Origin of the sequence: Neomesorhizobium albiziae (assembly GCF_900114255.1) — a bacterium.
In the GTDB taxonomy this organism is placed as follows: domain Bacteria; phylum Pseudomonadota; class Alphaproteobacteria; order Rhizobiales; family Rhizobiaceae; genus Neomesorhizobium; species Neomesorhizobium albiziae.
The window spans coordinates 1-22,287 of sequence record NZ_FOSL01000043.1; the positions used below are offsets into that span (position 1 = coordinate 1).

Below are 22,287 nucleotides of genomic sequence, written 5' to 3' on the forward strand. Positions count from 1 at the left end.
GTCCGACATCGCCGCGAAGATGCGCCACCAGACACCTTTGTGGCTCCACCGGCTGAAACGGCGGAAGACGCTGTTCCAGTCTCCGAAGACATCGGGCAGATCGCGCCAGGGCGAGCCCGTGCGCACGATCCAAAGCACCGCTTCCACGAACATCCGGTTGTCGCGGCCCGACGAACCCCGCGTCCGTTCGTCACCGATGATGTGGACCGACATGCGCTCCCACTGGTCGTCGCGAAGTATCAGACGGTCGAGAACACCCATGGCTGCCTCCAAAAGACAGCCTTGAATCTGATTTGCTCAGCCTTGGGAATCCCAAGAGTCCACACCACCTAGAGCCCAACCCATTCCGATTGAATCGGAAATGGGGCTCTATCTTTTTGTTGGAGCATGATCTTTTCCGAAAACCGGTTCCCACTTTTCGGGATCATGCTCTAGCTCTTTGTTGGAGCATGATCTTTTCCGAAAACCGGTTCCCACTTTTCGGGATCATGCTCTAGCTGGCCGCGTTAAAAAAGCCGCCATCCCGACCGGGTGGCGGCTTTTTGCGACAGATACCGCGCCAGTCGAGCCGGCGACGCGGTTCACATCTCCAGGCTTCTCTCGATTTTCCCCAGCAGTCTCGGCAGATCGACCGGCTTGGTGTCGAAATCGCAGCATCCAGCGGCGAAGCTCTTTTCCCGGTCCGATTCGAAGGCACTGGCGGTCAGCGCGATAATAGGGATATTACCGGTCTGCGGATCGGCCTTGATGCGGCGCGTCGCTTCCCAGCCATCCATTTCGCCAAGCCCGATGTCCATCAGAATGACATCCGGCATGAGAGTTTTGGCCGTCGATATCCCGGAAGGCCCATCTTCGGCGAAACGAATGCTGTAGCCGCGACGCTCAAGCCGGCGCCCCAGCACATCCCGGTTGATCGGATTGTCCTCGACGATCAATACCATCGTCATGCTTCACCTCCTGCGGCTTTGTGCGAATTGCTCATGATTCAACCTGTGACCGTGGTCAGGCGGCCATTGCCCTCGGGGCCTGAGGGGCTGCGCCGCGCCAATTGCAATGCCTGCTTCAACTTGCGTGTATCAAGCGGCTTGGTGAGCAAAAGTTCCGCTCCCTGGGCGCGGGCCTTCTGCTGATCGTCGAGAACACTCAGCATGATGACGGGAACGCTCGCGGTTACCGGGTCGGACTTCAGCGTTGCAAGTACATCCCAACCGTCGAGGCCAGGCATCAAAATGTCGAGAAAAACCACCGCCGGACGTGCCGTTCGCACGATCTGCAGCACCGATTCGGGCGCATCGGTGATAATCGGGCTGTAACCTTCCTTGAGCAACAGGCGCTCGGCCAGTTCGAGGAAGGCACGGTCGTCGTCGACAAGCAGAATCGTCTGCGGCTTGTCGGGTGCATGCTGAACGGTCGACAGGCTGGCGTGGCGTTCGCGGCTGTCTTTCCTGGGCGCCCGCGACGACCCGTCGTCCTCAGGTGCGCCGTCGTCGGAACCGAGCGGCAGGTGGATAATAAATAGGGAGCCCTTTCCGAGCTCGCTTTCGACGGTGATGACGCCGCCCATCAGGCGGCAGAGATTCTGGCTGAGCGACAGGCCGAGGCCGGTGCCGCCATATTTCGCGGCGATTGAAGGGTTGGCCTGCGAGAAGTTGGAAAACAGGCTCTCCTGCTGCTCCTTGCTGATGCCCATGCCGGTATCGGCCACCGCGATCACCAGCCATTCGCCGCCTTCACGCATTTCGCGCCGCACCGAAAGCTTCACCTGTCCGTTGTGAGTGAACTTGGCGGCGTTGCTCAACAAATTGTAGATCGCCTGCCTGAGCTTGGTGGCGTCGACATGGACGGTCCCCAGATTTTCGGCCCGCTCGACAATGAAGGCATTGGTGTTTTTCGCCGCCAGGGGGCGACTGGTCGCCTCCACTTCGCGGATCAGCGCATCGAGATCGACACTCTCGATATTGAGTTCCATCTTGCCGGCTTCGATCTTCGAAATGTCGAGGATATCGTTGACCATGGCGAGCAGGTGCTTGCCGGCGCCGCTGATCTTCTGGAGGTCGGCGATCTGCTCGCCCCTGCCTTCCAGTTCGGCATCCTCGAGCAGGATTTCGCTGTAGCCGAGCACGGCGTTCAGCGGCGTGCGCAGCTCGTGACTCATCTTGGCGAGGAAGTCGGACTTGGCGCCGTTCGCCCGCACCGCTTCATCCTTGGCGAGCGTCAGCATCTTCATCGTCTCCTGATGCCGATCGATTTCCCGCAGCAGTTCCGACTGCGAGTCCACGACGCTCGAATAATAACTTGCCATCAGGAAAACGTAGGTCGCGGCGCAGAATGCGGAAATGATGCCGACCTCGACCATGTCGTCGAGCGGAATGCGGGAAGGAAAGCTGTTTTCAAGCCGGAACGCAGCATAGAACGCCATAAGGCCGATGGCGATCTGGGCGAAGATGATGACGCGGATGCGAGGGCCCGAACCAAGGTAGAAGAAGGCCAGCAGCGGCATCACCAGGAACCACACCAGGAAAGGTGAACTCGCGCCGCCGTAATTGTATGAGCCCCACAGGATCGCCGAACTCAGATTGAAAACCGAGATGACCGCGAGCGCGGTGTAGTGGCTCGGGAAAAGCTTCAAAGCCAGCGGAAACAGCCAGAATGCGGCGATCTGGGCAGCCAGGATCGGCACCTGCGGCAGCGGATTGGGATCGTTCACCCACAGAAACAGCCAGATGGGCGCGCCGAGAAACGGGCCGCAGAGATGGCTGATCAGGAACATGCGCACGCGCTTTCTTGCGTGCGCATCTTGGTTGATGGCGGGCGGCACGAACCAATCGATAAATGCCTCGAGCCTCTGCAGGAAATGCACCGCGATGCCCCCAGGGTTACGTCTTCCTAACCAATGTCGACCGCATCTTGACAGATGGTAAACGCGCAAGGAATGCTGCGTTTGTCCACAACCAAAAGGCGGTTCGCACATCGACCGACATATTGTATCGCCGAATTTGTGCGCGTGAACTGCGGAAATTAGTTTACAGGCAAGAATTGCGCGATGAAATCCAGCCGGTCCGCAACCTCCAAAACTCTTGCGGGGCAAGCTTTCTTAAGCAGTTGGCAATTGTAATGTCTTACGAATCGTAATGTTTATAGCTTGCTTGACGCCAATTTCTCACCAGGAGCATCGCGGATGCGTATCGCTGTCGCAGGCCTGATTTCAATTCTCGTCACCTGCGGGGCGGCATCGGCCGCCGATCCCGCGGTCGACATCGCTCCAGATGTCAATCCGGAGCGATTCGGCTGGACAGGCTTTTACGTCGGCGCTTCCGCCGGTTATGCTTGGCTGAAAGATGTGGACAACCAGTTCCCGGTGCCCCTGCACGACGAGGGCGACGACTGGGTGTTCGGCGCACATGCCGGCTATCTCCACGGCTTCGGCAACTTCGTCGTCGGCGCGGAAGTGGAGGCGATGCGGCTCGACATCAACTACGAACTGCTCGATTTCATCAAGGTCAACAACAGCGTGGCGCTGAAGGCGCGCGCCGGCTACGCGATCGACCGCTTCCTGATCACCGGCCATGCCGGCGGCGTCTACGCGACCACCAATGTCGACCTGAAGGACTGGGGCTGGGTTGCCGGCGCGGGCGTCGACTATGCGCTGACCGACAACGTAACCGTCGGCGGCCAGTATTCGCATTTCGGCTTCGATGATTTCGACGGCACCCAGATCGACGCCAAGGTCGACGTTCTGACAGCCCGTGTCGGCGTCAAGTTCTGAGGTTTCAAGCGACCTGACGAAGCGAAATCAGGGCCTCAATACGTTGTAAGCCGCGCTGACGAGCATGGAAACCAGCTTTCGTCTCTGGCGGCTGGCGGCCTTCGGATCCCTGAAGTTTCGACCCGCTTCATGATCCCGGGATCATTGACGGCGACGTGGTTTTCTTCTTGCCGCCTTCAAGCCGGGAGATCGAAGCACCATTGCCTGGCGCGGAAGCAATCGTCGCGTCGCTCCGGCCAAACAAATGGACGGAGCGCAAACTTCCCGGACGCGGCGCTAACGACAGAACCCTCGCCTGTCTACTATAGAAAGCGTGAAGCCGAAGGGCGGGCGAATGCAACAACATCGTCGTTCCTTCGTTTCAAATGCCTACTAAGCGGGGGCTCAGGGGTGGCCGCTTAGTAGGCAGCCCTTTTATCGCAATGGTCCGACGCGCGGACTGTGCGCAAAAGGTCAAGTTTCTTCTATGTGGGAAAGGTCACATTCTTCCTCGGCCAGAAATGAGAAATTTCGTACGTGATGGAGGCACGCGAAATGAACCATTTCGAGAGAATTCCCGGCGAAGAGACAATAGCCAGACAGGCGTTTGTTGCGCTGCTTGTTGCAGCAGGTCTTTTCACAGCCGTTCTCTGGCTGACCGCCTGAAAAAAACGGCCAGGTCCAAACCAACGACCGCGGCATGAGTTGCGACGAGCTTTGATAGACTTCGAACTCGGCACCGAGCAGGTCGCAATTGTCGAGACCCAGATACGCTCAATCCGTTCAGCATCATCAAAGCAGAGTTGAACGCATCCACCTGGGTCGTTCAAACAGCGCAGTGCGATATGCAAAGCGGCAGCCCTTTGGACAGTTCCCAATCAATGCAATCTTGCTAATCTGCATGCACGCAGCGCAGTGCGTAGGGCGGCTTCGTGCGCTTCAAGGACTTCTCGAAGAGGTCGGCAAAAGGAGTAGCGGATCATGGCGCAGGTTGCCGTAAGCTTGAAGACGATCGACCTCAGAAAGGCCGAATTGCAGTCGGTCGAGGGCGAGGACGTCAAGACGCTTCAGGCATTGCTGAATCTCTTCCTCACCGCTGGCGACGTCGGCGAGGATGGCAGCCCGATCCCGCCCTTGACGGCGGACGGGGCGGCTGGCGCCAAGACCAAGCAGGCGGCGCTAGCCTTCCAGACAGCGGCCAATCTCGAAACGGACGCCATCGTCGGCCCGCTGACCTGGAAGAAGCTCGTCGAGCAGGATTTTTAGAGCGCGTCTCTTCCTGACAGCCTTGCTGCTGATCTACTCCTTCTGGTTCCGCCTCGGCTGGCTCCCCGGATCTGGGCGCCTCAACTCCATTTGAGCCCGTCGTCAGAGCGCCTTGCTGTTTTCAGTTGGCGTCGAACGCATATCGGCCGGAAGTGACTGCCAAGCGCTGAACAAGTTTGTGATGGATTTTGCGTGCATCTTTCTCATCATGTTGCTTCGATGAAGCTTTACAGTGATTTCACTGATGCCAAGATCGAATGCGATTTGCTTGCTCATCGCTCCGCTAACCACAAGCTTCAACACTTCCCGCTCGCGCGGCGTCAGGGTCTCATAAAGGGCAGCATTCTTGCGCGACACGGCTGAGGCCGCTCTTCGGGCGATGTCAGCAGCAACAGCCGCCGACACCGCATCAAGAAACGTCTGGTCGCGCACGGGCTTGGTCAGGAAATCCGATGCCCCGGCTTTCATCGCCTGGACGCTCATGGCGATGTCGCCATGACCCGTCAAGAATACCGTCGGCATCAGTATGCCCCTGGCTGCAAGGAGGCTCTGGAGGTCGAGGCCGCTCAGACCCGGCATGCGCACATCGAGAACAAGGCAACCGGGGCGATCTGGCAGCTTTGCGTCCAGGACTTCTTGGGCGGAAGAAAACGAAATCGAGTCGATGCCGATCGAATTCAGCAGCTCCCCCAAAGAGTCGCGAACCTCCGCGTCATCGTCAACCAGAATTGCTACCGGGCTGTCTGCGGTTCCTGAATTTGTCACGCCCATAATTCTCGCCTCAAAGCCCGGCTTGTTACCTTCCGCCAAAGCGCTTGGGGGCAACCTCAGCCATTATGCGGCTATATACCGTCTTCATAAGGACCTGACGTAACGTCATGCGGAGAGACAGCGCAACCAAACAATGGATGATCTGGCCTAATATTTTGAAGAGCTAATTTAGACGTCGGTATAGGTTCACGCGCGGTCTGCCGGCGCTATGCCTATTTCGAGGCCGTGCGGCATTGGATGCCTCCGGCTGGGTTCCCAAGCTTTGAGCGCGTGCATCCTGCACCTCGGCTATCGCGACCACCGGGCGCGGTACATTCGACCCAGGCGTTAGAGACCCTATACCATCGGGTTAGCAAACCAGCCCCCAGAAGCAATCGACCCATGCGCTTCCAGAAAATAGCGTTCGCGAAGCCAAGCGCGTCGGAGACCTGTTGTGCGCCTTTTGAAAGTATTGGTGCGTGTTGGACTGGCAGGGCTGGTTGCTATTGTCGCCTGGATTTTGGCTTGGCAATGGCTGGTTGTCGGGCGCTTGGAAGCCCCGGCGGACGATGTGTGGGTCGTCGCGAATTTCAGCGACAGGCCCCATAACGCCGGGGAAGCGGACAAAGCTGCAATTGCAGGCTATGGCGAGATCCGGATCCATCGCGACGCTCGGCCCCATGAAGCCCCAAGAAATGTTCGCGACTGGGCGCCAGCGACCAGGCCCAATGGCCTCGATTTCCTGATGATCTCCGGGGGCGGTTCGGGGGGCGCCTTCAGTGTGGGCGTGCTTTCGGCGTGGAGCGCAGCCAAGACCCGTCCGTCATTCGATGTTGTCACCGGCGTCAGCACGGGCGCCTTGATCGCACCATTCGCATTCCTCGGATCGGCCTATGACGATACGCTGGTGCATCTCTTTACAAGCGGCATTGCGGAAGACCTTGTCGCAACCAGAGGTCCCGTGGGGTTGTTCGGATCGAGCTTTCTGGGATCCGCGCCGATGAGGCGGATGGTCGAGCGCTTCATCACGGCCGCGGTCCAGCGCCAAGTTGCAGCCGAACATCGCAAAGGTCGGCGCCTTTTTGTCCTCACCACCAACCTCGACACCCAACGTGCCGTCGTCTGGAACATGGGCGCCATCGCCAACAGCGGTCAGCCGGACGCGCTGAAGCTTTTCCAGGACGTCCTGATCGCATCGGCAAGTATCCCGGGCGTTTATCCGGCGGTCATGATCGAGGCCGAGTCAGGAGGGCGCCACTTCGAGGAAATGCATTCCGATGGAGGCTCCTCGTCGCAAGTCCTGATGCTTCCTCACTCGATCCTGACGAGCGCAAACCGTCTCGTGCCGAACGAACGGCAGAGCGTCAATTTTTACGTGATCGTCAACAACGCCCTTATGCCGGAATTTGCTACGACACAGAATAAGACGCTCTCTGTGATTGCAAGGGCATACCTGATCCTGCTCAAGTCGCAGACACAGAGCGAGCTTACAACCCTCTATAACTACGCCAGGCTGACAGGTGCGCGCTTCCATCTGGCGGCAATTGACGTTCAAGTCCCTTACTCACTGCTCGACCCTTTCAACGCCAGCTACATGCGGACACTCTATGACCTGGGATATGCCGAAGTCATTGCTGGAAATGCGTGGAAGGAACATCCTGTCTTTCGCTGACGGCAGGCTCTGCGCGCTTCTCCAAATCTTGCGGCGCCGGAGCCGGCGGCGTATGGAAAGCGGCATACCGCTCCAAGTGGAAGTCGCGGTTGCTATGTCGAAGCACGCTGTGATCCGAGCGCTTCGATGCCTTGCCTCCGACATCGTGGCCAACAGGCCTAGACCTTCGCATCCCCTGACAGATGCCTGTGTAGAATAGGCCAGTGGCTCGGCCGTCCCCATTCTCCTCGCACCTCCTCGCACCAGCCGCTTCGGTCCTGATGGAGAGAGGTGGAACGGCACATGTTGCCGGACTCAAAGGAGATGAAGATGACAAATGATGTGCCAAACAAGGGGTTGGAGTGGACCAACCTCATTCTGGGTGCAACCTTGGCCTGCGCTGCCTTCATGTTCCCCGGGCTACCCGCGGCGGCTTGGAACGCGGGGATCGTCGGCGTGCTGATCGTGACGTGGTCCGCCGTGGCGCTCTATCGCTACGCCACGTGGACAGAATGGTCGAACCTTACCCTGGGGTGCTGGGCGCTAGTCGCACCATTCCTGCTTGGCTTCGGATCTGCGCCGACGCCAATGTGGACACACGTCCTGATTGGAGCGTCTGTCGCGACGATCGCCGCCATTCAGCTTATGGCCAGTCGCAAAGCGCCCGCGCCTTCAAGCAGCAGTTAACACAAGCAGACGGGGGACGGACTCGCGGACCTGCTCGGCGACCGTCCCTCAGCTGCTTCGGTGGAATCCGCTCGGAGAGCCGTAGCCGCACCGCCGCCGACTGCTTGGCAAGCAGACCTTCTACGTGTCCTGGCCAGGTCGAACGCCGTTGAGAAAAACGCCTACTGCAGAGCCGACCGCCTTTCGTGCTTCTTCCTCTGACGGTGGCGCGCGCAACCCGAGAACGACCTGCAGATGAAGGTTGCCCCGGATCATGCCTACAAAGTGGTCGGCTACTTGCAGGCAATCATCCGCCCGAATCTCTCCCCGTTGCTTGGCGCCTTCAAGAACCTCGGCCAACCGGGATGTGGCACGGCTCGGCCCTTGTTCATAGAAAGACTTCACAAGATCGGGAAAGCGGTTGGCTTCGGTGACGGCTATTCGGTAGATGCCGATCAACGCGGGAGACATGTAAACCGCCATGAGATGTTGACCAAAAACCGTGAGCGTCTGCCGCAGGTCGTGCTCCTCGATCTCGTCAATGACCAAGGTCGACAGCACTTTGTCTGCGCTTTCGGTGACGATGGCCGAGAACAGGCCCTCCTTGTTCCCGAACTCATTGTAGATGTTTCTTTTCGATCCACCGGCGCGTTCGATGATCGCGTCGATGCTTGTTGCCGCGTAGCCCTGTTCGAAAAAGACCTTGGCAGCCGCTTCAAGAAGTGTTTGCCGGCGACTTTTCGACCGCGCTGACTTTGCTGCAACCACAGTTCCTTAGCCTCTTGTCATGATCAGCCGCCACGACTGGTAACGTCCGTTACCGTCGGTGTCAATGGTCGGCGCCTGGGCGGTCGTAGCTGCGGATCGCAGGCAAGACGCCAGCACCCATGACCTGCGACACCAATATCCGCCTGCCGTAGCCCTTCACTCAGGAAATCATAGACCAAGGTATCGAACCCCCGCGCCCTCAGCACGATGGCTGACGCCATGGAAGGATTGGCATGGTTGATCGTTCGCAATCCAGCAAAGGAAACCGGAAATGACGCTACGTTTGGCCCTTTCGAAGTTGCTGCCGATTGTCTTGAGGCTCTGCGGCCTCGACCCTGCGATGACGAGACACGACGGCATCCCTGACGAGTTTTTTAGCCCGGCGACCCGCCGAGCCTACATAACCCGGCCACGCCGAAGATCCCACCTCTCCCAACAATCTCACGGCTCGCAGTCACACCCCCCGCGCTTTCGCTGAAAGGCAATTGGATAAGGAAGCGCGCGCAAGCCGGCGCTGAAGTTTCATGCAGCAGGGAGAGCGTTGTCATGGGCGGCGGACATTCAACCTATACCCCCAAAACCGCGGTAGGCCGCTGGCTCGACGCCCGCCTGCCGCTGCCGCGGTTGGTGCATGATCAATTCATCGCCTATCCCGTCCCGCGCAACCTAAACTACGCCTATTCATTCGGCGGCATCCTCTCGATGATGCTGGCGGCCCAGATCGTGACCGGTGTCGTGCTGGCCATGCACTATGCGGCTGACACGACGCTCGCCTTCAATGCGGTCGAGAAGATCATGCGCGACGTGAATTCCGGCTGGCTGTTGCGTTATCTGCATTCGAACGGCGCGTCGTTCTTCTTCATTGCGGTCTACATCCACATGCTGCGAGGCCTCTACTACGGCTCGTACAAGGCGCCGCGCGAACTTCTGTGGGTGCTGGGGTGCACCAACTTCCTGCTGATGATGGCGACGGCGTTCATGGGTTACGTCTTGCCCTGGGGACAGATGTCGTTCTGGGGCGCCACCGTCATCACCGGCTTCTTTACCGCCATCCCGCTCGTCGGTGACTGGATCCAGCAGTTGCTGCTCGGCGGCTTCGCGGTCGACAATCCCACCCTCAACCGCTTCTTTGCGCTGCATTATTTGCTGCCATTCATGCTTGCCGGTGTCGTTATTCTACATATCTGGGCCCTTCACCTCGTTGGCCAGAACAATCCAGACGGGATCGAGGTGAAATCGCCGACCGACGTCGTGGACTTCACGCCGCCGGCCACCATGAAAGATGCGCTGGGGGCCGTGATCTTCCTGCTCGTCTTCGCCTATTTCGTCTTCTACATGCCAAACTATCTCGGCCATCCCGATAACTACACCGCCGCCGACCCACTGAAGACGCCGGCCCACATCGTGCCGGAATGGTATTTCCTGCCGTTCTACGCAATCCTGCGCGCCATCACCTTCAATATCGGGCCGATCGATTCCAAGCTCGGCGGCGTGCTGGCCATGTTCGGCTCGGTCGCCGTGCTGTTCCTCGTGCCTTGGCTCGACACCGCGAAGGTGCGCTCGGCGCGCTACCGGCCTTTGTACAGGCCGCTCTTCTGGCTGTTTGTCGCCAACGCCGTTTTCCTTGGCTGGCTAGGATCGCGACCGGCGGAAGGGGCCTATGTCACCATGTCCCAGTTGGCGACACTTTACTATTTCGCGTTTTTCGTCGTCGCCATGCCGCTACTTGGCCTGATCGAGACACCGCGTCGGCTTCCCAACTCGATAACCGAAGCCGTTCTTCAGAAGGTCAAGGCAAGGTAGCGGTTTCCACGAAAAGCTGGATGGCCCGGGATCAGGGGCGGCATCGAGGCTGACAGCGTTCAATGCCATCGGGATGATCTTTCACACCGCCAAATGCACCCGGGTCCGGCTGTAGAAGCCTTTCGCCCTACAATAACACGGACCGACTATCGGCCGGCGACGATTGCCGATCCCGGCCAATGCCAGGAAACAACTGTGCCACGGTCCTTCCGAGAAGCGCCTGAACGCGACGCGGCTCAACACACGCATACTTTTCCAGTTGATACCGGGGGTTCTTGTTGATGAAGTCGGCGGCCTTCACTTGCCCCGTCATGAGGCACTCCATGAACTGCATCTGCTCTCCAATCATTGGCTGGCATTGCTCCCCCGACGAGAGACAAACCCACAACACGAGAATGCTGGTCATCGAACTCTCCTCTTTGCTGGCAGATATTCCTGCCGGTCCTGCATCGCGGGCAATCGCAGGATCACCGTTGTGCCCGATCCGAGCGTGCTCTCGATATCGACGCTTCCGCCATGCTGTTCGGCCAGGTGTTTCACCGTCGTCAGGCCGACACCGCCAAGGCCTTTGTCCTTCGTGGTGAAAAAGGGCTCGAAGGCGCGAAGCACGGTTTCCTGCGTCATTCCAATACCGCTGTCTTCGATGCGAAGCTCGACAAGGACGTTCGCGCCCTCGACGACGGTCTCGCCTTCAATCGAAATCAGGCCGCCATCCGGCATTGCGTCGCGCGCGTTGAAAACGAGATTCAAAAGCGCGTCTTGCAAACCCAGGCGATCGCATTGCACGGCAGGCAGGTCGGCTCCGACGCGGACCTCGAGATGGATTTTCGGCTCCCATACGCACCGGATAAGAGTCTCGACCTCGGCCAGGCAGATGTTTGCGCTCACCTGTTCACGCAGGTGCTCACCAACCAGCTCCGGTTTTGTTTCAGGGTTCGACATTTCGGCCTCCATCTCCGGCCGATTTTTTGGCGGCCTTTGTCCTGAAGACGCTATGTCGACGGGCTTCTGCGTTCGATTGGATCAAGGGAGAGGGCCATGCATACCGCGGTATACGTCCCGCCAAAGCCCGGTGAATGAAATCCGATGCGGCCGGTGTGGATAGGCGCCTTCCCGACTTCCTGCGGTACCAGGGACGGTCCCAGAAAATCATGCGGCACGCCGCTACCCGGTCATGTGATGGGCGCCACCGATCACTTTCCCTCATCGTCAGATCGCCCAATGCCTGAGGCACCCTTCGGCATCCGGCTGACTAGAATTCCCAGCCTCTGGACGCATCAATCCTAGACCTTCGCATCGCATGACAGATGCTTCCGTTGGATAGCCTCACCAGCGTCTCCGTCGCATTGTCCGTGGTACGGACGACGAACGATATCGCGGCCGCATCAGCGGGCGGCTTAATCGGACAACCCAATCCTGAAACGCGAACGAGGTTGAGATGAAAATCGTGGTTATTGGTGGCACCGGGCTCATTGGATCGAAGACGGTGGAGAGGCTGCGCAAACGGGGCCACGAGGTGCTCGCGGCATCACCGAACAGCGGCGTAAACACAATCACGGGTGAAGGATTGGCCGACGCTCTCTCTGGAGCACAGGTCGTCATCGACCTGGCGAATTCGCCTTCGTTCGAGGACAAGGCCGTTATGGAATTCTTCGAGACCTCCGGCCGAAATCTGCTCTCCGCGGAAGCCGCCGCCGGGGTGAAACATCATATCGCGCTCTCAGTCGTCGGTACGGAACGCCTGCCGCGCAGTGGGTATCTGCGCGCCAAGATGGCACAGGAGAATCTGATCAGGAGTTCCGGGATACCGTACACGATTGTTCAATCGACCCAGTTCTTCGAGTTCCTGAGCGGTATCGCCCAATCGTCAATGGTTGGGGATTCCGTCCACCTGCCACCCGTCTCTTTTCAGCCCATCGCATCGGACGACGTCGCCGACGTCATGGCCGACGTGGCGCTTGCCCAACCGCTTAACGGCACGGTCGAGATCGCCGGCCCGGAGCGGGGGCGCTTCAATGAAGTTGTCGCGCGTTTCCTGAAAGCGGCCAACGATCCACGCAAGGTGATTGCGGATCCGCGCGCGCTCTATTTCGGCACCGAACTGGAAGACCTTTCGCTCGTGCCCGGCGACAACCCGCGCATCGGCGCCATGCGCTTCGAGGATTGGTTCAGCCAAGCAGCGGCGCAACGGCACTGATCGTCATCGCCGCCCCACGCGTCCTGCAGGCCCCGCATGGGCAAAACATCCCTGCGGCGCCCGGAAGAACAGCTGAGTGAAGCACCCTTCGAAACATCAAACATATCAACCCCGAGATCATGGGAGCATGACATGACCAAGCGCCTTAATTGGCTGACCCGAAAGAATGGCGGCATCGAGGGCCTCATCGCGGTCGAGAGCTGGATCGCCAGCAACTTCGATGTGAAGCTGCTGGAACTCGTCAAAGTGCGGGTTTCGCAGATGAACGGCTGCGCGCACTGCCTGCACATGCACCGGCAAGACGCCATCAGACTGGGCGAGACCGAGGACCGGCTGTTGCTCCTCGACGCCTGGCGCGAATCCGGCCTCTACACGGAACGCGAAAGGGCAGCTCTCGCCTGGGCCGAAGCACTGACCCGGGTCGCCGAGACCCATGCGCCTGACGCGGTCTATGACGAAGCCCGGAACGCTTTTTCGGAAGATGAACTCCTCGCGCTGTCGATCGGCGTCGCTGCCATCAACGCCTGGAACAGACTGGCGATCGGCTTTCGCCTGCAGCACCCGGCGGACCGCATGCGCGCCGCCGCCTGAAGCAAGGATGACCTCCCGGTCAGCTTCGGCCTTCGGCCTCCCGGATCGGCCCGACATAGATGTGGCCGACCCGGCAGCCGAGAAAATGCCGTTGGCGACGGAAATGGAGTGCGCGCGCCTGGGGCAGCTGCTCTCCAACTACGTCGCCGGCGCCGGCTATCGTTGAATCAGATCCTGGTGAGAAGATCCGATCAAGGAACATTCCTCGTTGGAAGGATACCAACATGAAACTGTACTACAGCCCCCTCGCCTGCAGCCTGGCCGATCATATCGCTTTGCTCGAAGCCGGAGCGCCGTTCGAAAGCGAGCGCGTCGATATCAAGACGAAGCAAACGGCTTCGGGCGGCGATTTCAATAACGTAACCCGCAAGGGCTACGTTCCGGCGCTGGTTCTGGACAACGGAGAAATCCTTACCGAGAACATTGCCGTTCTCGACTGGCTCGCCTCGGAATACCCGGCGCTCGGCGTTCCTGGAAAACTCGGCCGCACGCGCCTTCTGGAAGCGTTGGCTTTTATCTCGACCGAAATACACCGCAGCTTCAAGCCGATGTGGCACGCCGGCAACGAAGATCAAAAGGCGCAGGCAAGAGCGACCATTTCCAAGCTGCTGGACGACCTGGCCGACGGACTTGAGGGCGACTACCTTTTTGGCGCTGAGCCCACTGTCGCCGATTTCTATCTGTTCGTGATGCTGTTGTGGGCCGAGCGTTTCGATGTCTCCATTCCCACGCCATTCGTTGCCATGCGCCACCGCATGTCGGGCCGTCCGGCCGTAAAGGCTGCGATGGAGCATGAAGGGCTTCTCGAGGCAAAGGAACGGATGCGTCGCATTCGCAAGGACGCGGAGCCTCAATTGACCTCCTAGAGCGGTTCCGGTTCTTCAGAACCGGTAACTCGCTCTAACTATTTGTTTTGCCGCATTTATGCGGACGCCAACCGATTCCATTTGGCCGCAAAATGCTCTAGAAGCCTGCTGTCCGATCGCCGTGTTCTTCCCAGAGCGTTCCGGGAATACCCATCACCGACCCGATTGAGCATAGTTCTCAGCGGGTGCGTAGAGTTCGGCCGGCTCGGCAAATCCTCTGAGCTCAAAACGGCCAATCGCAACTGCTGCTTCGGAATCGAGGAGCATTGCAAATCGCTCGGACATCAGGAGCGGACGGCTGGTCGCGCTGCATACGGCCTGAATCCGGCTCACCAGATTGACGTCAGGCCCTATCACCGTGAAGTCGAGCCGCTGGCCCGAGCCGATGTTGCCATAGGAGACTTCTCCATAATGTAGCGCGATGCCGGCATGGAGTTCAGCATCGGGCGCGGTATATCGGCCCAGGCCTTCCAAGGCACGCATCGCGCCCTGCAACGCGGCAGAGCAGGATCCAGCGGGAGTGTCACGATGGAAAAAAGCGAGTGCCGCATCGCCCATGAACTTGATCACCTCACCGCCCGCGAAGGTGATTGCCGGCACGACGATATCGAAGTAGGCGTTGAGCAGCTCGAGCACGCGCTCCCCGGGCAATCGGTTGGACAGCTCCGTGAATCCGCGCAGATCACAGAGCATCAAGCCGGCTTCAAGCGTTTCGACTTCGCCGCGGCGAACGCGGCCCGCCATGACGCGACGCGCCGTTGTCGCGCCCACATAGGTATCGAGCAGCGTCGACTCGACTCTCCTCAGAGTAAGCAGCTCGCAGGCATTGCGCAGAGCTGGAACGATCCGGTCCAACAGAGCTCGCTCGGACGCGGCAAAGCCACTTGGGCGGGTGGTCGAGAAGGATGCGGCGCTGACCAGACCATCGGCATTGCACAGCGGTACGATGACGAATTCGACGAGATCGCGCCCGTGGAAAAGGTCCGTGTGGAACCAGGCTGGGTCGCCGGCGCCGTTTGGGCGCACGACCAGCGGCTCACGCGTCTCCATGACGCGCCGAAGCGGGCTGCCGGCGTAGCCCGGCGAAACCTCGATGCCATGCTCCCTGTCGTGGATCTCCACGGTTTCGCCGGGTGCCCATGCTACGCTGCGGCCGAAAATCTCCGGATGCAGCGTTCTCAAATGGAGCGTCAGCCGGTCGATGGGCAGGCCGGCCGCACGCAGGCGCCCTCCGAATTCTGCTGCGAGACCGGCGTCGTCGAGCGCGTGGCATTCATCCCCCGCGAGCCATTCGATCAGTGCAACCCTGGCTGCCGAACTGACAGAGCCGCCGCTCGCCTGCGGCGAAGCGGATTTGCCAGATTCTGCAATCATTGTTCCGTGTTCCTTCGCCTCGGGCATTCCGCCGTCACGAGGCTGCCGGCATATGCGACCCCGAGATCGTCCAGCCGGCATCATCCTAATGTGGTCGATCAGTTTTTCCCACCACTCACCATAGACAGCGGCTGTATCAGCTGATGCAGTCCAGGAGCCATATCGGGCGTCGAGGCCTGCAGCATCGGGGTCGCAGTCAATGTCAGCGACGAGCGCTCCGTGTGCATTTTCGCGTAGCGGGCAAGGCCAATCTTGATCGCGACCAGTATGGGCGCGGCGACAACAAACAAAAGTGCGACGGCGTTGAATGCCGTGTCGAAGGCGATCACGCTCGACTGACCGATGACGACCTTGCCCAGCAGACTCGTGGCTGCCCGGCTGGCTGCCACCGCGTCCATTCCCCTCGCCGCCAGCATCGCTGTGGTCGTCATCAGACGTTCGCTGACCGCAGGAACGCCTGCGGTGATGTTGGCGCCGAGCACGGCGACATTGGCGGCGATGTTGTTGTCGATCAGGGTCTGGAGCCCGGCGACCCCGATGAGACCGCCAAGCTGGCGACCCGTGTTGAAGAGACCGATGCCGGACGCGAGGTTGTGGTTGCTGAGATTGCCGAAAGCGATGAGGGTAATCGACAGAAACAGGAAGCCGAGGCCCAGGCCGCGCAACAGGATGGCGGCCATCATGTCGGCCGCGCCGCTCTCGCTGGTCGAGCCGGACAGCATCCACATCGCAACCATGATCATCAGGATCCCAAAGGGCACCGTGGCGAACGGAGGAACGCGACAGACCTGCACGAGGAAGGCAGCAATGAGCAGCGCGCCGATGAAAAGCGCGCCACTTGGCAACAGGAGTTGCCCGGCGCCGGTAGGGGTGAAAGCGAGGACCGAGACGGCAAACGACGGGATCAGGAACGCGCTCCCGAACAACGCGGCGCCAGCCACAAAACTGACGATAAAGGCGAAGCAAAAATCGTCTGACCGAAACAAGGTGAAGTCGAGCAGGCCTTGACCTTTGGCGAACACTTGTTGGCCGAGAAATGCCAGCATCGTGGCCGCGCCGATCGATGTCAGCAACATTATGCGCGGTTCCTCGAACCAGTCCCATCGGCTGCCCTGGCTGAGCACGTAAGTGAAGCAGAAGAGTGATGCGGAGACGAGCGAGAGTCCAAGCCAGTCGAATGGACGGCGCGCAACCTTGACCGGCGTCGGGCATTCCGCAAGCAGCAAGAGTCCAGCCGCCGCCAACGCCACCGGAACGATGCTGAAGAATATCCACGTCCACGACTGGCTGTCGAGCAACCACCCCTGAAGGGCCGGGGCAATCGTTGCTGGGGCAACGACCGCTCCCATTGCGAACAAGGCCTGAAGGAGCGGTTGTTGGTGTCGCGGGTAGGCAAGAAAAATGATCGCCTGCCCCCCGACAAGCAGGATGCCTCCCGAGAAGCCTTGTATGATGCGGAGCACGACCAATACATCCAATCGAGCCGTGATGGCGGCGATGGCGCAGGCCATGCCCATGACAAGGGTTGCGCCGACGATCAGACTGCGTGGATTGATACGGCTCAGCAACCACGGAGCGGTCATGAATCCGATCAGCTTCAGAGCGGTGTATCCGACATCCAGCCACGCGAACTCATCTGGAGTTGCATACGTGTCGCCGATGATATCGCCGCGCCCGAGCGACAGGACCGTGCTGGCGATCGCCTCGGTCAGACTGGCGAGAACTATGCCCGCGACGAGAAGCGCTCCTGTTGCAGGTCGGCTGCGACTCGGGATGGCGATGACGGCTGCCGTCATGAACCGATCCCCGGATCGACCTCGACACGCGCCGACAGGCCGGGCACGAGGCGGCCGGACAATGGATTGCCGACAAACCGGATCTTTACCGGAACGCGCTGAACGACGCGAACGAAGTTTCCTGTCGCGTTGTCTGCCGGGAGCAAGCTGAAGGCAGACCCGCTGCCGGGCGCAAAGCTGTCCACCACACCTTCAATCGTATCGTTGGGGTAACCATCGATGATGATGCGGACGCGCTGACCGGGCTGGATATGTTCGATCTGGGTTTCCTTGAAGTTCGCCACGACCCACAGATCGTTGACCGGGACGAGATCGAGTAGAGCCGCGCCCGGCGCGACGAGCCGGCCAATGCGGACCTGGCGGTTGCCGATAACACCGCTGACTGGCGCACGTACCACGGTGCTGTCGAGATCTATTTGGGCGAGATCCCGTGCGGCCTTTGCCTGCGCGACGGCGGCAATGGCAGCTTCGCGCTGCGTTGCAAGAACAGCGACGCGTTGCTGCTGTGCATCGACCGCTGCGGACGCCGCTGAGACGCCCGCCTCTGCCCTCGACCGCGCGGCGTCGCTTTCATCGACCTGGGCCTGGCTCACAGCGCTTGTGCGAATAAGTTCGCGGCGGCGGTCAGATGCCCGCGCGGCGAGGTTCAACTCGGCCACGGTCGACAGTTTCTGGGCTTCGGCTTGGCGAATTAGGGCATGCTGCAATTGGGTTTCGGCATCGACATTCGTGAGACGGGCCTGGGCTGCTTCGACATTGGCCACAGCTTGCGCAAGCCGTGCGCGATAGTCCCGATCGTCGATCCGGAACAGGACGTCACCAGCTTGGACGGTTTGGTTGTCGCCGACCTCTACAGCGGTGACATAGCCCGCGACCTTGGGGGCAAGCGCGGTCACGTCTCCTCGGACATAGGCGTTGTCAGTCGAGGTCTCGCCATTCGAACGAGCCCAGGCCCAACCTGCAACCAGAACGACCGTGGCCGAGATGCAGAGCAGCAAGCCGATCATCTTTTTCTTGCTACGTTGCGGCATGACGGCCTCCGGTAATTGTCATTACCATTGTCACATACGGTAACGTCCGTTACCAGTCAAGAGGGTGTTCAGTACTTCTGCCTATGCCACTGCCTGGCGAAGCTATCCACCGGTCGCCGGAGAGCATTGGTGACGCACCACCGGGGGCGAGTGAGGTTTCATTGCCTTAAAATCATGCCCGTCGAGGCAAGGTCGGGCCATCATGCGAGAGGGCCAAGTTCTCCCGCCGAGCGTCTAGGCAGCATCATGCCGGAGGTTAGGGCGAATGCTCCTGTCGGCCATATCTCATGGATTTCCATAAGATGCGGCTGAAACATTCGGGGACTAGGGTTGGACCATGAGTTCGCCAACCCAGATATCGAGGAGAAGTGCTACATCAGGTGCTGACAGCTCCCAGTCTTTCCTTGCCCAGCAGGAGACGCCGATGATGTCCATCTGGTCGCACCGCCCCCAAATTCTTTACTTAAGCCTTTTTGTTGCGGCCTATGTTTTGGGCTGCGGCTTCGCTCAAGCGCTCGCAATCGTACCTGGAACGGGTATTTCGATTTGGCCTCCAAGCGGGCTTTTCATTGCTACGCTTCTCTTCGCCTCTAGGCACAGCTGGCCGTGGTGGGTGCTGGGTGGCCTTCTGGCGGAACTGTTCAGCAACGTCTTGTGGTTCCACAATCCGCTGCCCGTCGCCATCCTGATCTATACCGGCAACGCGCTTGAAGCCGTGGTCGGCGCATGGCTCGTGAACCGTTTCGCGCGGCTGGCCCGGCTGGAAACCTTGCAGGAGGTTCTGGTCCTGGTTGTACTGGGCGCCGGAATTGCGCCTATCGCAAGCGCCACGGTGGGAAGTGCAACACTTGCGTGGTTCGGCATGCAACGCTTCGCGGCGGCTTGGCCTCTGTTTTGGCTAGGAGACGCCACAGGGGTCTTGATCGTGGCGCCACTTGCGCTGGTCGTGTTCCAGAACTGGCATAGCAAGGCCCGACCCTTGGACGCGCGGTGGATGGAAGCATCTATCCTGGGATTGATCTTTCTTGGCGTCGCCGCCCTTTCCCTGAGCGGTCATCTGGTCTCCGCCTACGTCGTCATGCCGCCGCTGCTTTGGGCAGCGGTGCGCTTTGAGTTCAGGGGCGCCGCCATTGCGTTGGCCCTCCTCGCTCTGATTACGGTGGTATTCACAATATCCGGCGCCAGCCAGTTTGTCGGCGATCCCGAGACCCAGAGGCAAGAGCAGATCATGCTACAGCTCTTTCTGGTCATCTCGGCATTTTCCGTGCTTATCGTAGCCGCCATCTCCCGGCAGCACCAGCAGGCGCTGCTCACGCTGCGGCGAAGCGAGCGGCAGCTTCAGGAGATGATCGACGCCGTGCCTATCCGCATCTGGAGTGCAACACCTACGGGCGGGCCTGTCTACTTCAACAAGCGATACCAGGATCATTTCCGCTCGGTAATCACGAATTTCGAAGCTCTCAGCGAGCCGCGCATCGAAACTTTGCTGGAAGAGCTGATTCATCCCGAAGATGCCACGGGAGTGCAGCGCACGTTGCAGAATTGCTTCGAAACTGGCGATGGGTCGGCGATGCGGTTTCGCTGGCGGGAGAAAGATGGCGCCTATCGATGGGCGGAGTGCAGGGTGGAGCCGCGGCGTGATGAAACCGGCACGGTTGTGCAATGGTACGGCGTTTCCCTCGACATCGACGAGGAGGTGCGCGCGCAGGAGGCGCTGCGCGAACGGGAGCGAGAGCTTTCGCAGCTTGTAAACATGGTCCCGGTCCACATCAGGCGTCTGACGCCCGAGGGCGAGCCAACCTTCTTCAACAAGCGCCTGCTTGATTTCTTCGGTCTGCCCGACGTTGCGCAACTGGACAAGCCGGGCATGAGCCGGCTGGCGGCGGCCATAAAGACCCTCGTCCATCCCGAAGATGCAACCCGCCTGCTAGAGACGGTCCGCCACTCCCTCGCCACCGGCGAGCCCTACGCCATGAAGTACCGCATGCGCCGTGCGGACGGCGCCTACCGATGGGTCGACGGCCGCGGGGAGCCGCTGCGAGATCAGAGCGGAGAGATTTTGCATTGGTACGCAATTTCCATCGACATAGACGATCAGATGCGCCTTTACCGCGACATTGAAGAACGAGAAGCGAAGATTCGGCGCCTCGTCGATTCCGATATTATCGGGATCGTTATCTGGGATATGGACGGACGGCTTATCGAGGCCAATGACGCATTTCTTCGCATTGTCCAGTACGACCGCGAAGATTTGCAGGCCGGGCTTCGATGGTTGGATATGACGCCTCCGGAATGGCAAGAAGTGTATGCCCGCGAGGAAGCTGAAGAGCTCAGGGCGACGGGCAAGATGCAAACCCGAGAGAAGGAGTATTTCAGGAAGGATGGCAGCCGAGTGCCTGTGCTGATCGGGGCTGCCAGCTTCGAGGGACGGTCCAGGCAAGGGGTCGCCTATATTCTCGATTTGACCGAACGCAAGCGTGCAGAAGAGGCGCAGATGCGCGCGGAAGAGGCGCTTCGAGAAGCGTCCGGCGCGCTCGCCAAGGCGACACAGGCCGCCAGCTTGGCGGAGCTCTCGGCTTCGATTGCCCACGAGGTCAACCAGCCGCTGGCCGCGATCGTCGCCAATTCCCAGGCCTGCCTGCGTTGGCTGTCCGCCGAACCGCCGAACGTCGACCGAGCGAAGATCACGGCAGAGCGCATCACCCGTGACGCAAACGCCGCCGCCGATGTCGTGACCCGCATCCGCGCCGTTTTCAAACAATCCACCGAGGCGAGAAGTTCTACGGCGCTCAGAGGCGTTGTCGCCGAAGCGCTGGATCTCATGGCCGAGGAGGCGGCGCGGCGGCGTGTGCGCATCGATACCGACATCGAAGGCGACCTTCCGCCTGTCGCGCTTGATCGCATCCAGATCCAGCAGGTTTTGGTCAACCTGATGCGCAACGGCATCGAGGCGATGGAATCCACGGCGGACGCCAGGGTCCTTCGCCTGAGCGTACGCCGAACCGGCGATGTCGTCCAAACCGAGATCAGCGACCGCGGCCCCGGCGTCGAATTCCCAGACAGGATGTTCGAGCCATTCTTTACGACGAAGGAGCAGGGGATGGGCATGGGGCTGGCGATCTGCCGTTCGATCGTGGAATCGCATGGCGGCCGACTGTGGGCGGAGGAGAACGAACCGCATGGCGCGAGGTTCATCTTTACGCTGCCGGTTGAAGTGAAGGCCGCGGCATGACGACGGACGACCATATCGTCTTCATCGTGGACGACGATGAACGCATCCGGGAGGCGCTCGGCGAACTGCTGGCCTCGCATGGCACGCGCGCGGTGGCTTTTGCATCGGCTGGAGATTACGTCGGCGCGGACAAGCCGGACCTGCCTGCCTGCCTCATACTCGACGTCGAACTGCCGGACATCAACGGCCTCGATCTGCAGCGGCAGATCGCGCAGGGCGACCATCCGCCGATCGTGTTCATCACGGGACATGGCGACATCCCATCCTCGGTGCGCGCGATCAAGCACGGCGCCGTGGATTTCCTGACCAAGCCCTTCAGCGATGCCGACCTGATGGCCGCAATCCAGGTGGCGATCGTCCAGGACCGGGAAAAGAGATCGGAGCGCGCCGACCTTGGCGTGCTGAGGCAACGCTACCTCGAGCTGACGCGGCGCGAACGCGAGGTGCTGCCGCTGGTGGTGAGCGGCCTGCTCAACAAGCAGGCGGCCGCCGAACTGGGGATCAGCGAAGTGACGCTGGAAATTCATCGAAGGAACGTGATGCAGAAAATG

General features: G+C 60.1%; 21 protein-coding genes. 11 read left to right on the top strand and 10 right to left on the bottom strand.

Translation table 11 applies throughout. From position 1 onward, the window contains the following. From F3H98_RS28840 to F3H98_RS28850, 3 genes are all read right to left on the bottom strand, one after another. A partial coding sequence (locus F3H98_RS28840; RefSeq protein WP_149764224.1) for a transposase occupies nucleotides 1–261 on the bottom strand: 261 nt, incomplete at its 3' end. A 320-nt stretch (nucleotides 262–581) separates the two neighbouring features. Beyond that, nucleotides 582–947, bottom strand: coding sequence for a response regulator (locus tag F3H98_RS28845; RefSeq protein ID WP_149764226.1), 366 nt, complete (start codon nucleotides 945–947; stop codon nucleotides 582–584). Between the two features lie 38 nt (nucleotides 948–985). Beyond that, nucleotides 986–2,860, bottom strand: a complete 1,875-nt coding sequence (locus F3H98_RS28850) for an ATP-binding response regulator (protein ID WP_188130624.1) — start codon at nucleotides 2,858–2,860, stop codon at nucleotides 986–988. Nucleotides 2,861–3,178: 318 nt separating this feature from the next. Between F3H98_RS28850 and F3H98_RS28855 the strand changes: the two genes are divergently transcribed. Together F3H98_RS28855 and F3H98_RS28860 are read left to right on the top strand one after the other, a co-directional pair. Continuing rightward, the gene (locus F3H98_RS28855; RefSeq protein WP_149764230.1) at nucleotides 3,179–3,766 is read left to right on the top strand and encodes an outer membrane protein; all 588 of its coding nucleotides are present in this window, start codon (nucleotides 3,179–3,181) and stop codon (nucleotides 3,764–3,766) included. Between the two features lie 960 nt (nucleotides 3,767–4,726). Then, nucleotides 4,727–5,011, top strand: coding sequence for a peptidoglycan-binding domain-containing protein (locus F3H98_RS28860; protein ID WP_149764232.1), 285 nt, complete (start codon nucleotides 4,727–4,729; stop codon nucleotides 5,009–5,011). Between the two features lie 102 nt (nucleotides 5,012–5,113). On the opposite strand, the gene F3H98_RS28865 is transcribed toward F3H98_RS28860, so the two are convergent. After that, nucleotides 5,114–5,782: a response regulator transcription factor gene (locus tag F3H98_RS28865; RefSeq protein WP_149764234.1), complete on the bottom strand. Its 669-nt coding sequence runs from the start codon at nucleotides 5,780–5,782 to the stop codon at nucleotides 5,114–5,116. A gap of 514 nt (nucleotides 5,783–6,296) precedes the next feature. On the opposite strand from F3H98_RS28865, the gene F3H98_RS28870 reads away from it, so the two are divergent. Beyond that, on the top strand, nucleotides 6,297–7,433 hold the full coding sequence (locus tag F3H98_RS28870; RefSeq protein WP_188130626.1) for a patatin-like phospholipase family protein: 1,137 nt from the start codon (nucleotides 6,297–6,299) through the stop codon (nucleotides 7,431–7,433). 309 nt (nucleotides 7,434–7,742) lie between these two features. Next, on the top strand, nucleotides 7,743–8,099 hold the full coding sequence (locus tag F3H98_RS28875) for an SPW repeat protein (protein WP_149764236.1): 357 nt from the start codon (nucleotides 7,743–7,745) through the stop codon (nucleotides 8,097–8,099). A 120-nt stretch (nucleotides 8,100–8,219) separates the two neighbouring features. Here F3H98_RS28875 and F3H98_RS28880 read toward each other — a convergent pair whose 3' ends face one another. Continuing rightward, on the bottom strand, nucleotides 8,220–8,846 hold the full coding sequence (locus tag F3H98_RS28880) for a TetR/AcrR family transcriptional regulator (RefSeq protein WP_149764238.1): 627 nt from the start codon (nucleotides 8,844–8,846) through the stop codon (nucleotides 8,220–8,222). 546 nt (nucleotides 8,847–9,392) lie between these two features. Between F3H98_RS28880 and F3H98_RS28885 the strand changes: the two genes are divergently transcribed. Continuing rightward, nucleotides 9,393–10,649, top strand: coding sequence for a cytochrome b (locus F3H98_RS28885; protein ID WP_149764240.1), 1,257 nt, complete (start codon nucleotides 9,393–9,395; stop codon nucleotides 10,647–10,649). Nucleotides 10,650–10,776: 127 nt separating this feature from the next. On the opposite strand, the gene F3H98_RS28890 is transcribed toward F3H98_RS28885, so the two are convergent. After that, nucleotides 10,777–11,055: a hypothetical protein gene (locus F3H98_RS28890; RefSeq protein ID WP_149764242.1), complete on the bottom strand. Its 279-nt coding sequence runs from the start codon at nucleotides 11,053–11,055 to the stop codon at nucleotides 10,777–10,779. Beyond that, a complete protein-coding gene (locus F3H98_RS28895) occupies nucleotides 11,052–11,603 on the bottom strand; it encodes a sensor histidine kinase (RefSeq protein WP_149764244.1) in 552 nt (183 codons plus the stop codon). Before F3H98_RS28895 ends, F3H98_RS28890 begins: the two co-directional genes overlap by 4 nt. Before the next feature lie 484 nt (nucleotides 11,604–12,087). On the opposite strand from F3H98_RS28895, the gene F3H98_RS28900 reads away from it, so the two are divergent. The 4 genes from F3H98_RS28900 (at nucleotide 12,088) to F3H98_RS28910 (ending at nucleotide 14,303) form a co-directional block, all read left to right on the top strand. Beyond that, nucleotides 12,088–12,846: an SDR family oxidoreductase gene (locus F3H98_RS28900; protein WP_149764246.1), complete on the top strand. Its 759-nt coding sequence runs from the start codon at nucleotides 12,088–12,090 to the stop codon at nucleotides 12,844–12,846. Between the two features lie 132 nt (nucleotides 12,847–12,978). Further along, on the top strand, nucleotides 12,979–13,437 hold the full coding sequence (locus F3H98_RS28905) for a carboxymuconolactone decarboxylase family protein (RefSeq protein WP_149764248.1): 459 nt from the start codon (nucleotides 12,979–12,981) through the stop codon (nucleotides 13,435–13,437). A 7-nt stretch (nucleotides 13,438–13,444) separates the two neighbouring features. After that, the gene (locus tag F3H98_RS31410; RefSeq protein ID WP_188130625.1) at nucleotides 13,445–13,603 is read left to right on the top strand and encodes a hypothetical protein; all 159 of its coding nucleotides are present in this window, start codon (nucleotides 13,445–13,447) and stop codon (nucleotides 13,601–13,603) included. 58 nt (nucleotides 13,604–13,661) lie between these two features. Continuing rightward, the gene (locus F3H98_RS28910) at nucleotides 13,662–14,303 is read left to right on the top strand and encodes a glutathione S-transferase C-terminal domain-containing protein (RefSeq protein ID WP_149764249.1); all 642 of its coding nucleotides are present in this window, start codon (nucleotides 13,662–13,664) and stop codon (nucleotides 14,301–14,303) included. A 153-nt stretch (nucleotides 14,304–14,456) separates the two neighbouring features. On the opposite strand, the gene F3H98_RS28915 is transcribed toward F3H98_RS28910, so the two are convergent. The 3 genes from F3H98_RS28915 to F3H98_RS28925 form a co-directional block, all read right to left on the bottom strand. After that, nucleotides 14,457–15,677 carry an adenylate/guanylate cyclase domain-containing protein gene (locus tag F3H98_RS28915; RefSeq protein WP_149764261.1) on the bottom strand — a complete coding sequence of 407 codons (1,221 nt, stop codon included), beginning with the start codon at nucleotides 15,675–15,677 and terminating at the stop codon, nucleotides 14,457–14,459. Nucleotides 15,678–15,775: 98 nt separating this feature from the next. Continuing rightward, on the bottom strand, nucleotides 15,776–17,473 hold the full coding sequence (locus tag F3H98_RS28920) for a DHA2 family efflux MFS transporter permease subunit (RefSeq protein ID WP_149764251.1): 1,698 nt from the start codon (nucleotides 17,471–17,473) through the stop codon (nucleotides 15,776–15,778). Further along, the gene (locus tag F3H98_RS28925) at nucleotides 17,470–18,504 is read right to left on the bottom strand and encodes an HlyD family secretion protein (RefSeq protein ID WP_149764253.1); all 1,035 of its coding nucleotides are present in this window, start codon (nucleotides 18,502–18,504) and stop codon (nucleotides 17,470–17,472) included. The genes F3H98_RS28920 and F3H98_RS28925 overlap by 4 nt, the downstream gene beginning before the upstream one ends. Before the next feature lie 424 nt (nucleotides 18,505–18,928). Between F3H98_RS28925 and F3H98_RS28930 the strand changes: the two genes are divergently transcribed. Together F3H98_RS28930 and F3H98_RS28935 are read left to right on the top strand one after the other, a co-directional pair. Then, entirely contained in the window at nucleotides 18,929–21,736 is a 2,808-nt protein-coding gene (locus F3H98_RS28930; RefSeq protein ID WP_149764255.1) for an MASE1 domain-containing protein, read from the top strand. Then, the coding region (locus F3H98_RS28935; protein WP_149764257.1) for a response regulator transcription factor at nucleotides 21,733–22,287 on the top strand (555 nt) is incomplete at its 3' end. The genes F3H98_RS28930 and F3H98_RS28935, both read left to right, overlap by 4 nt.

What these genes read in the sequence shown, in the direction of transcription:
- F3H98_RS28845 (WP_149764226.1), bottom strand. Translation starts at nt 947, where the DNA reads ATGACGATGGTATTGATCGTCGAGGACAATCCGATCAACCGGGATGTG.
- F3H98_RS28855 (WP_149764230.1), top strand. Translation starts at nt 3,179, where the DNA reads ATGCGTATCGCTGTCGCAGGCCTGATTTCAATTCTCGTCACCTGCGGG.
- F3H98_RS28860 (WP_149764232.1), top strand. Translation starts at nt 4,727, where the DNA reads ATGGCGCAGGTTGCCGTAAGCTTGAAGACGATCGACCTCAGAAAGGCC.
- F3H98_RS28865 (WP_149764234.1), bottom strand. Translation starts at nt 5,782, where the DNA reads ATGGGCGTGACAAATTCAGGAACCGCAGACAGCCCGGTAGCAATTCTG.
- F3H98_RS28875 (WP_149764236.1), top strand. Translation starts at nt 7,743, where the DNA reads ATGACAAATGATGTGCCAAACAAGGGGTTGGAGTGGACCAACCTCATT.
- F3H98_RS28885 (WP_149764240.1), top strand. Translation starts at nt 9,393, where the DNA reads ATGGGCGGCGGACATTCAACCTATACCCCCAAAACCGCGGTAGGCCGC.
- F3H98_RS28890 (WP_149764242.1), bottom strand. Translation starts at nt 11,055, where the DNA reads ATGACCAGCATTCTCGTGTTGTGGGTTTGTCTCTCGTCGGGGGAGCAA.
- F3H98_RS28895 (WP_149764244.1), bottom strand. Translation starts at nt 11,603, where the DNA reads ATGGAGGCCGAAATGTCGAACCCTGAAACAAAACCGGAGCTGGTTGGT.
- F3H98_RS28900 (WP_149764246.1), top strand. Translation starts at nt 12,088, where the DNA reads ATGAAAATCGTGGTTATTGGTGGCACCGGGCTCATTGGATCGAAGACG.
- F3H98_RS28905 (WP_149764248.1), top strand. Translation starts at nt 12,979, where the DNA reads ATGACCAAGCGCCTTAATTGGCTGACCCGAAAGAATGGCGGCATCGAG.
- F3H98_RS31410 (WP_188130625.1), top strand. Translation starts at nt 13,445, where the DNA reads ATGACCTCCCGGTCAGCTTCGGCCTTCGGCCTCCCGGATCGGCCCGAC.
- F3H98_RS28910 (WP_149764249.1), top strand. Translation starts at nt 13,662, where the DNA reads ATGAAACTGTACTACAGCCCCCTCGCCTGCAGCCTGGCCGATCATATC.
- F3H98_RS28915 (WP_149764261.1), bottom strand. Translation starts at nt 15,677, where the DNA reads ATGATTGCAGAATCTGGCAAATCCGCTTCGCCGCAGGCGAGCGGCGGC.
- F3H98_RS28920 (WP_149764251.1), bottom strand. Translation starts at nt 17,473, where the DNA reads ATGACGGCAGCCGTCATCGCCATCCCGAGTCGCAGCCGACCTGCAACA.
- F3H98_RS28925 (WP_149764253.1), bottom strand. Translation starts at nt 18,504, where the DNA reads ATGCCGCAACGTAGCAAGAAAAAGATGATCGGCTTGCTGCTCTGCATC.
- F3H98_RS28930 (WP_149764255.1), top strand. Translation starts at nt 18,929, where the DNA reads ATGATGTCCATCTGGTCGCACCGCCCCCAAATTCTTTACTTAAGCCTT.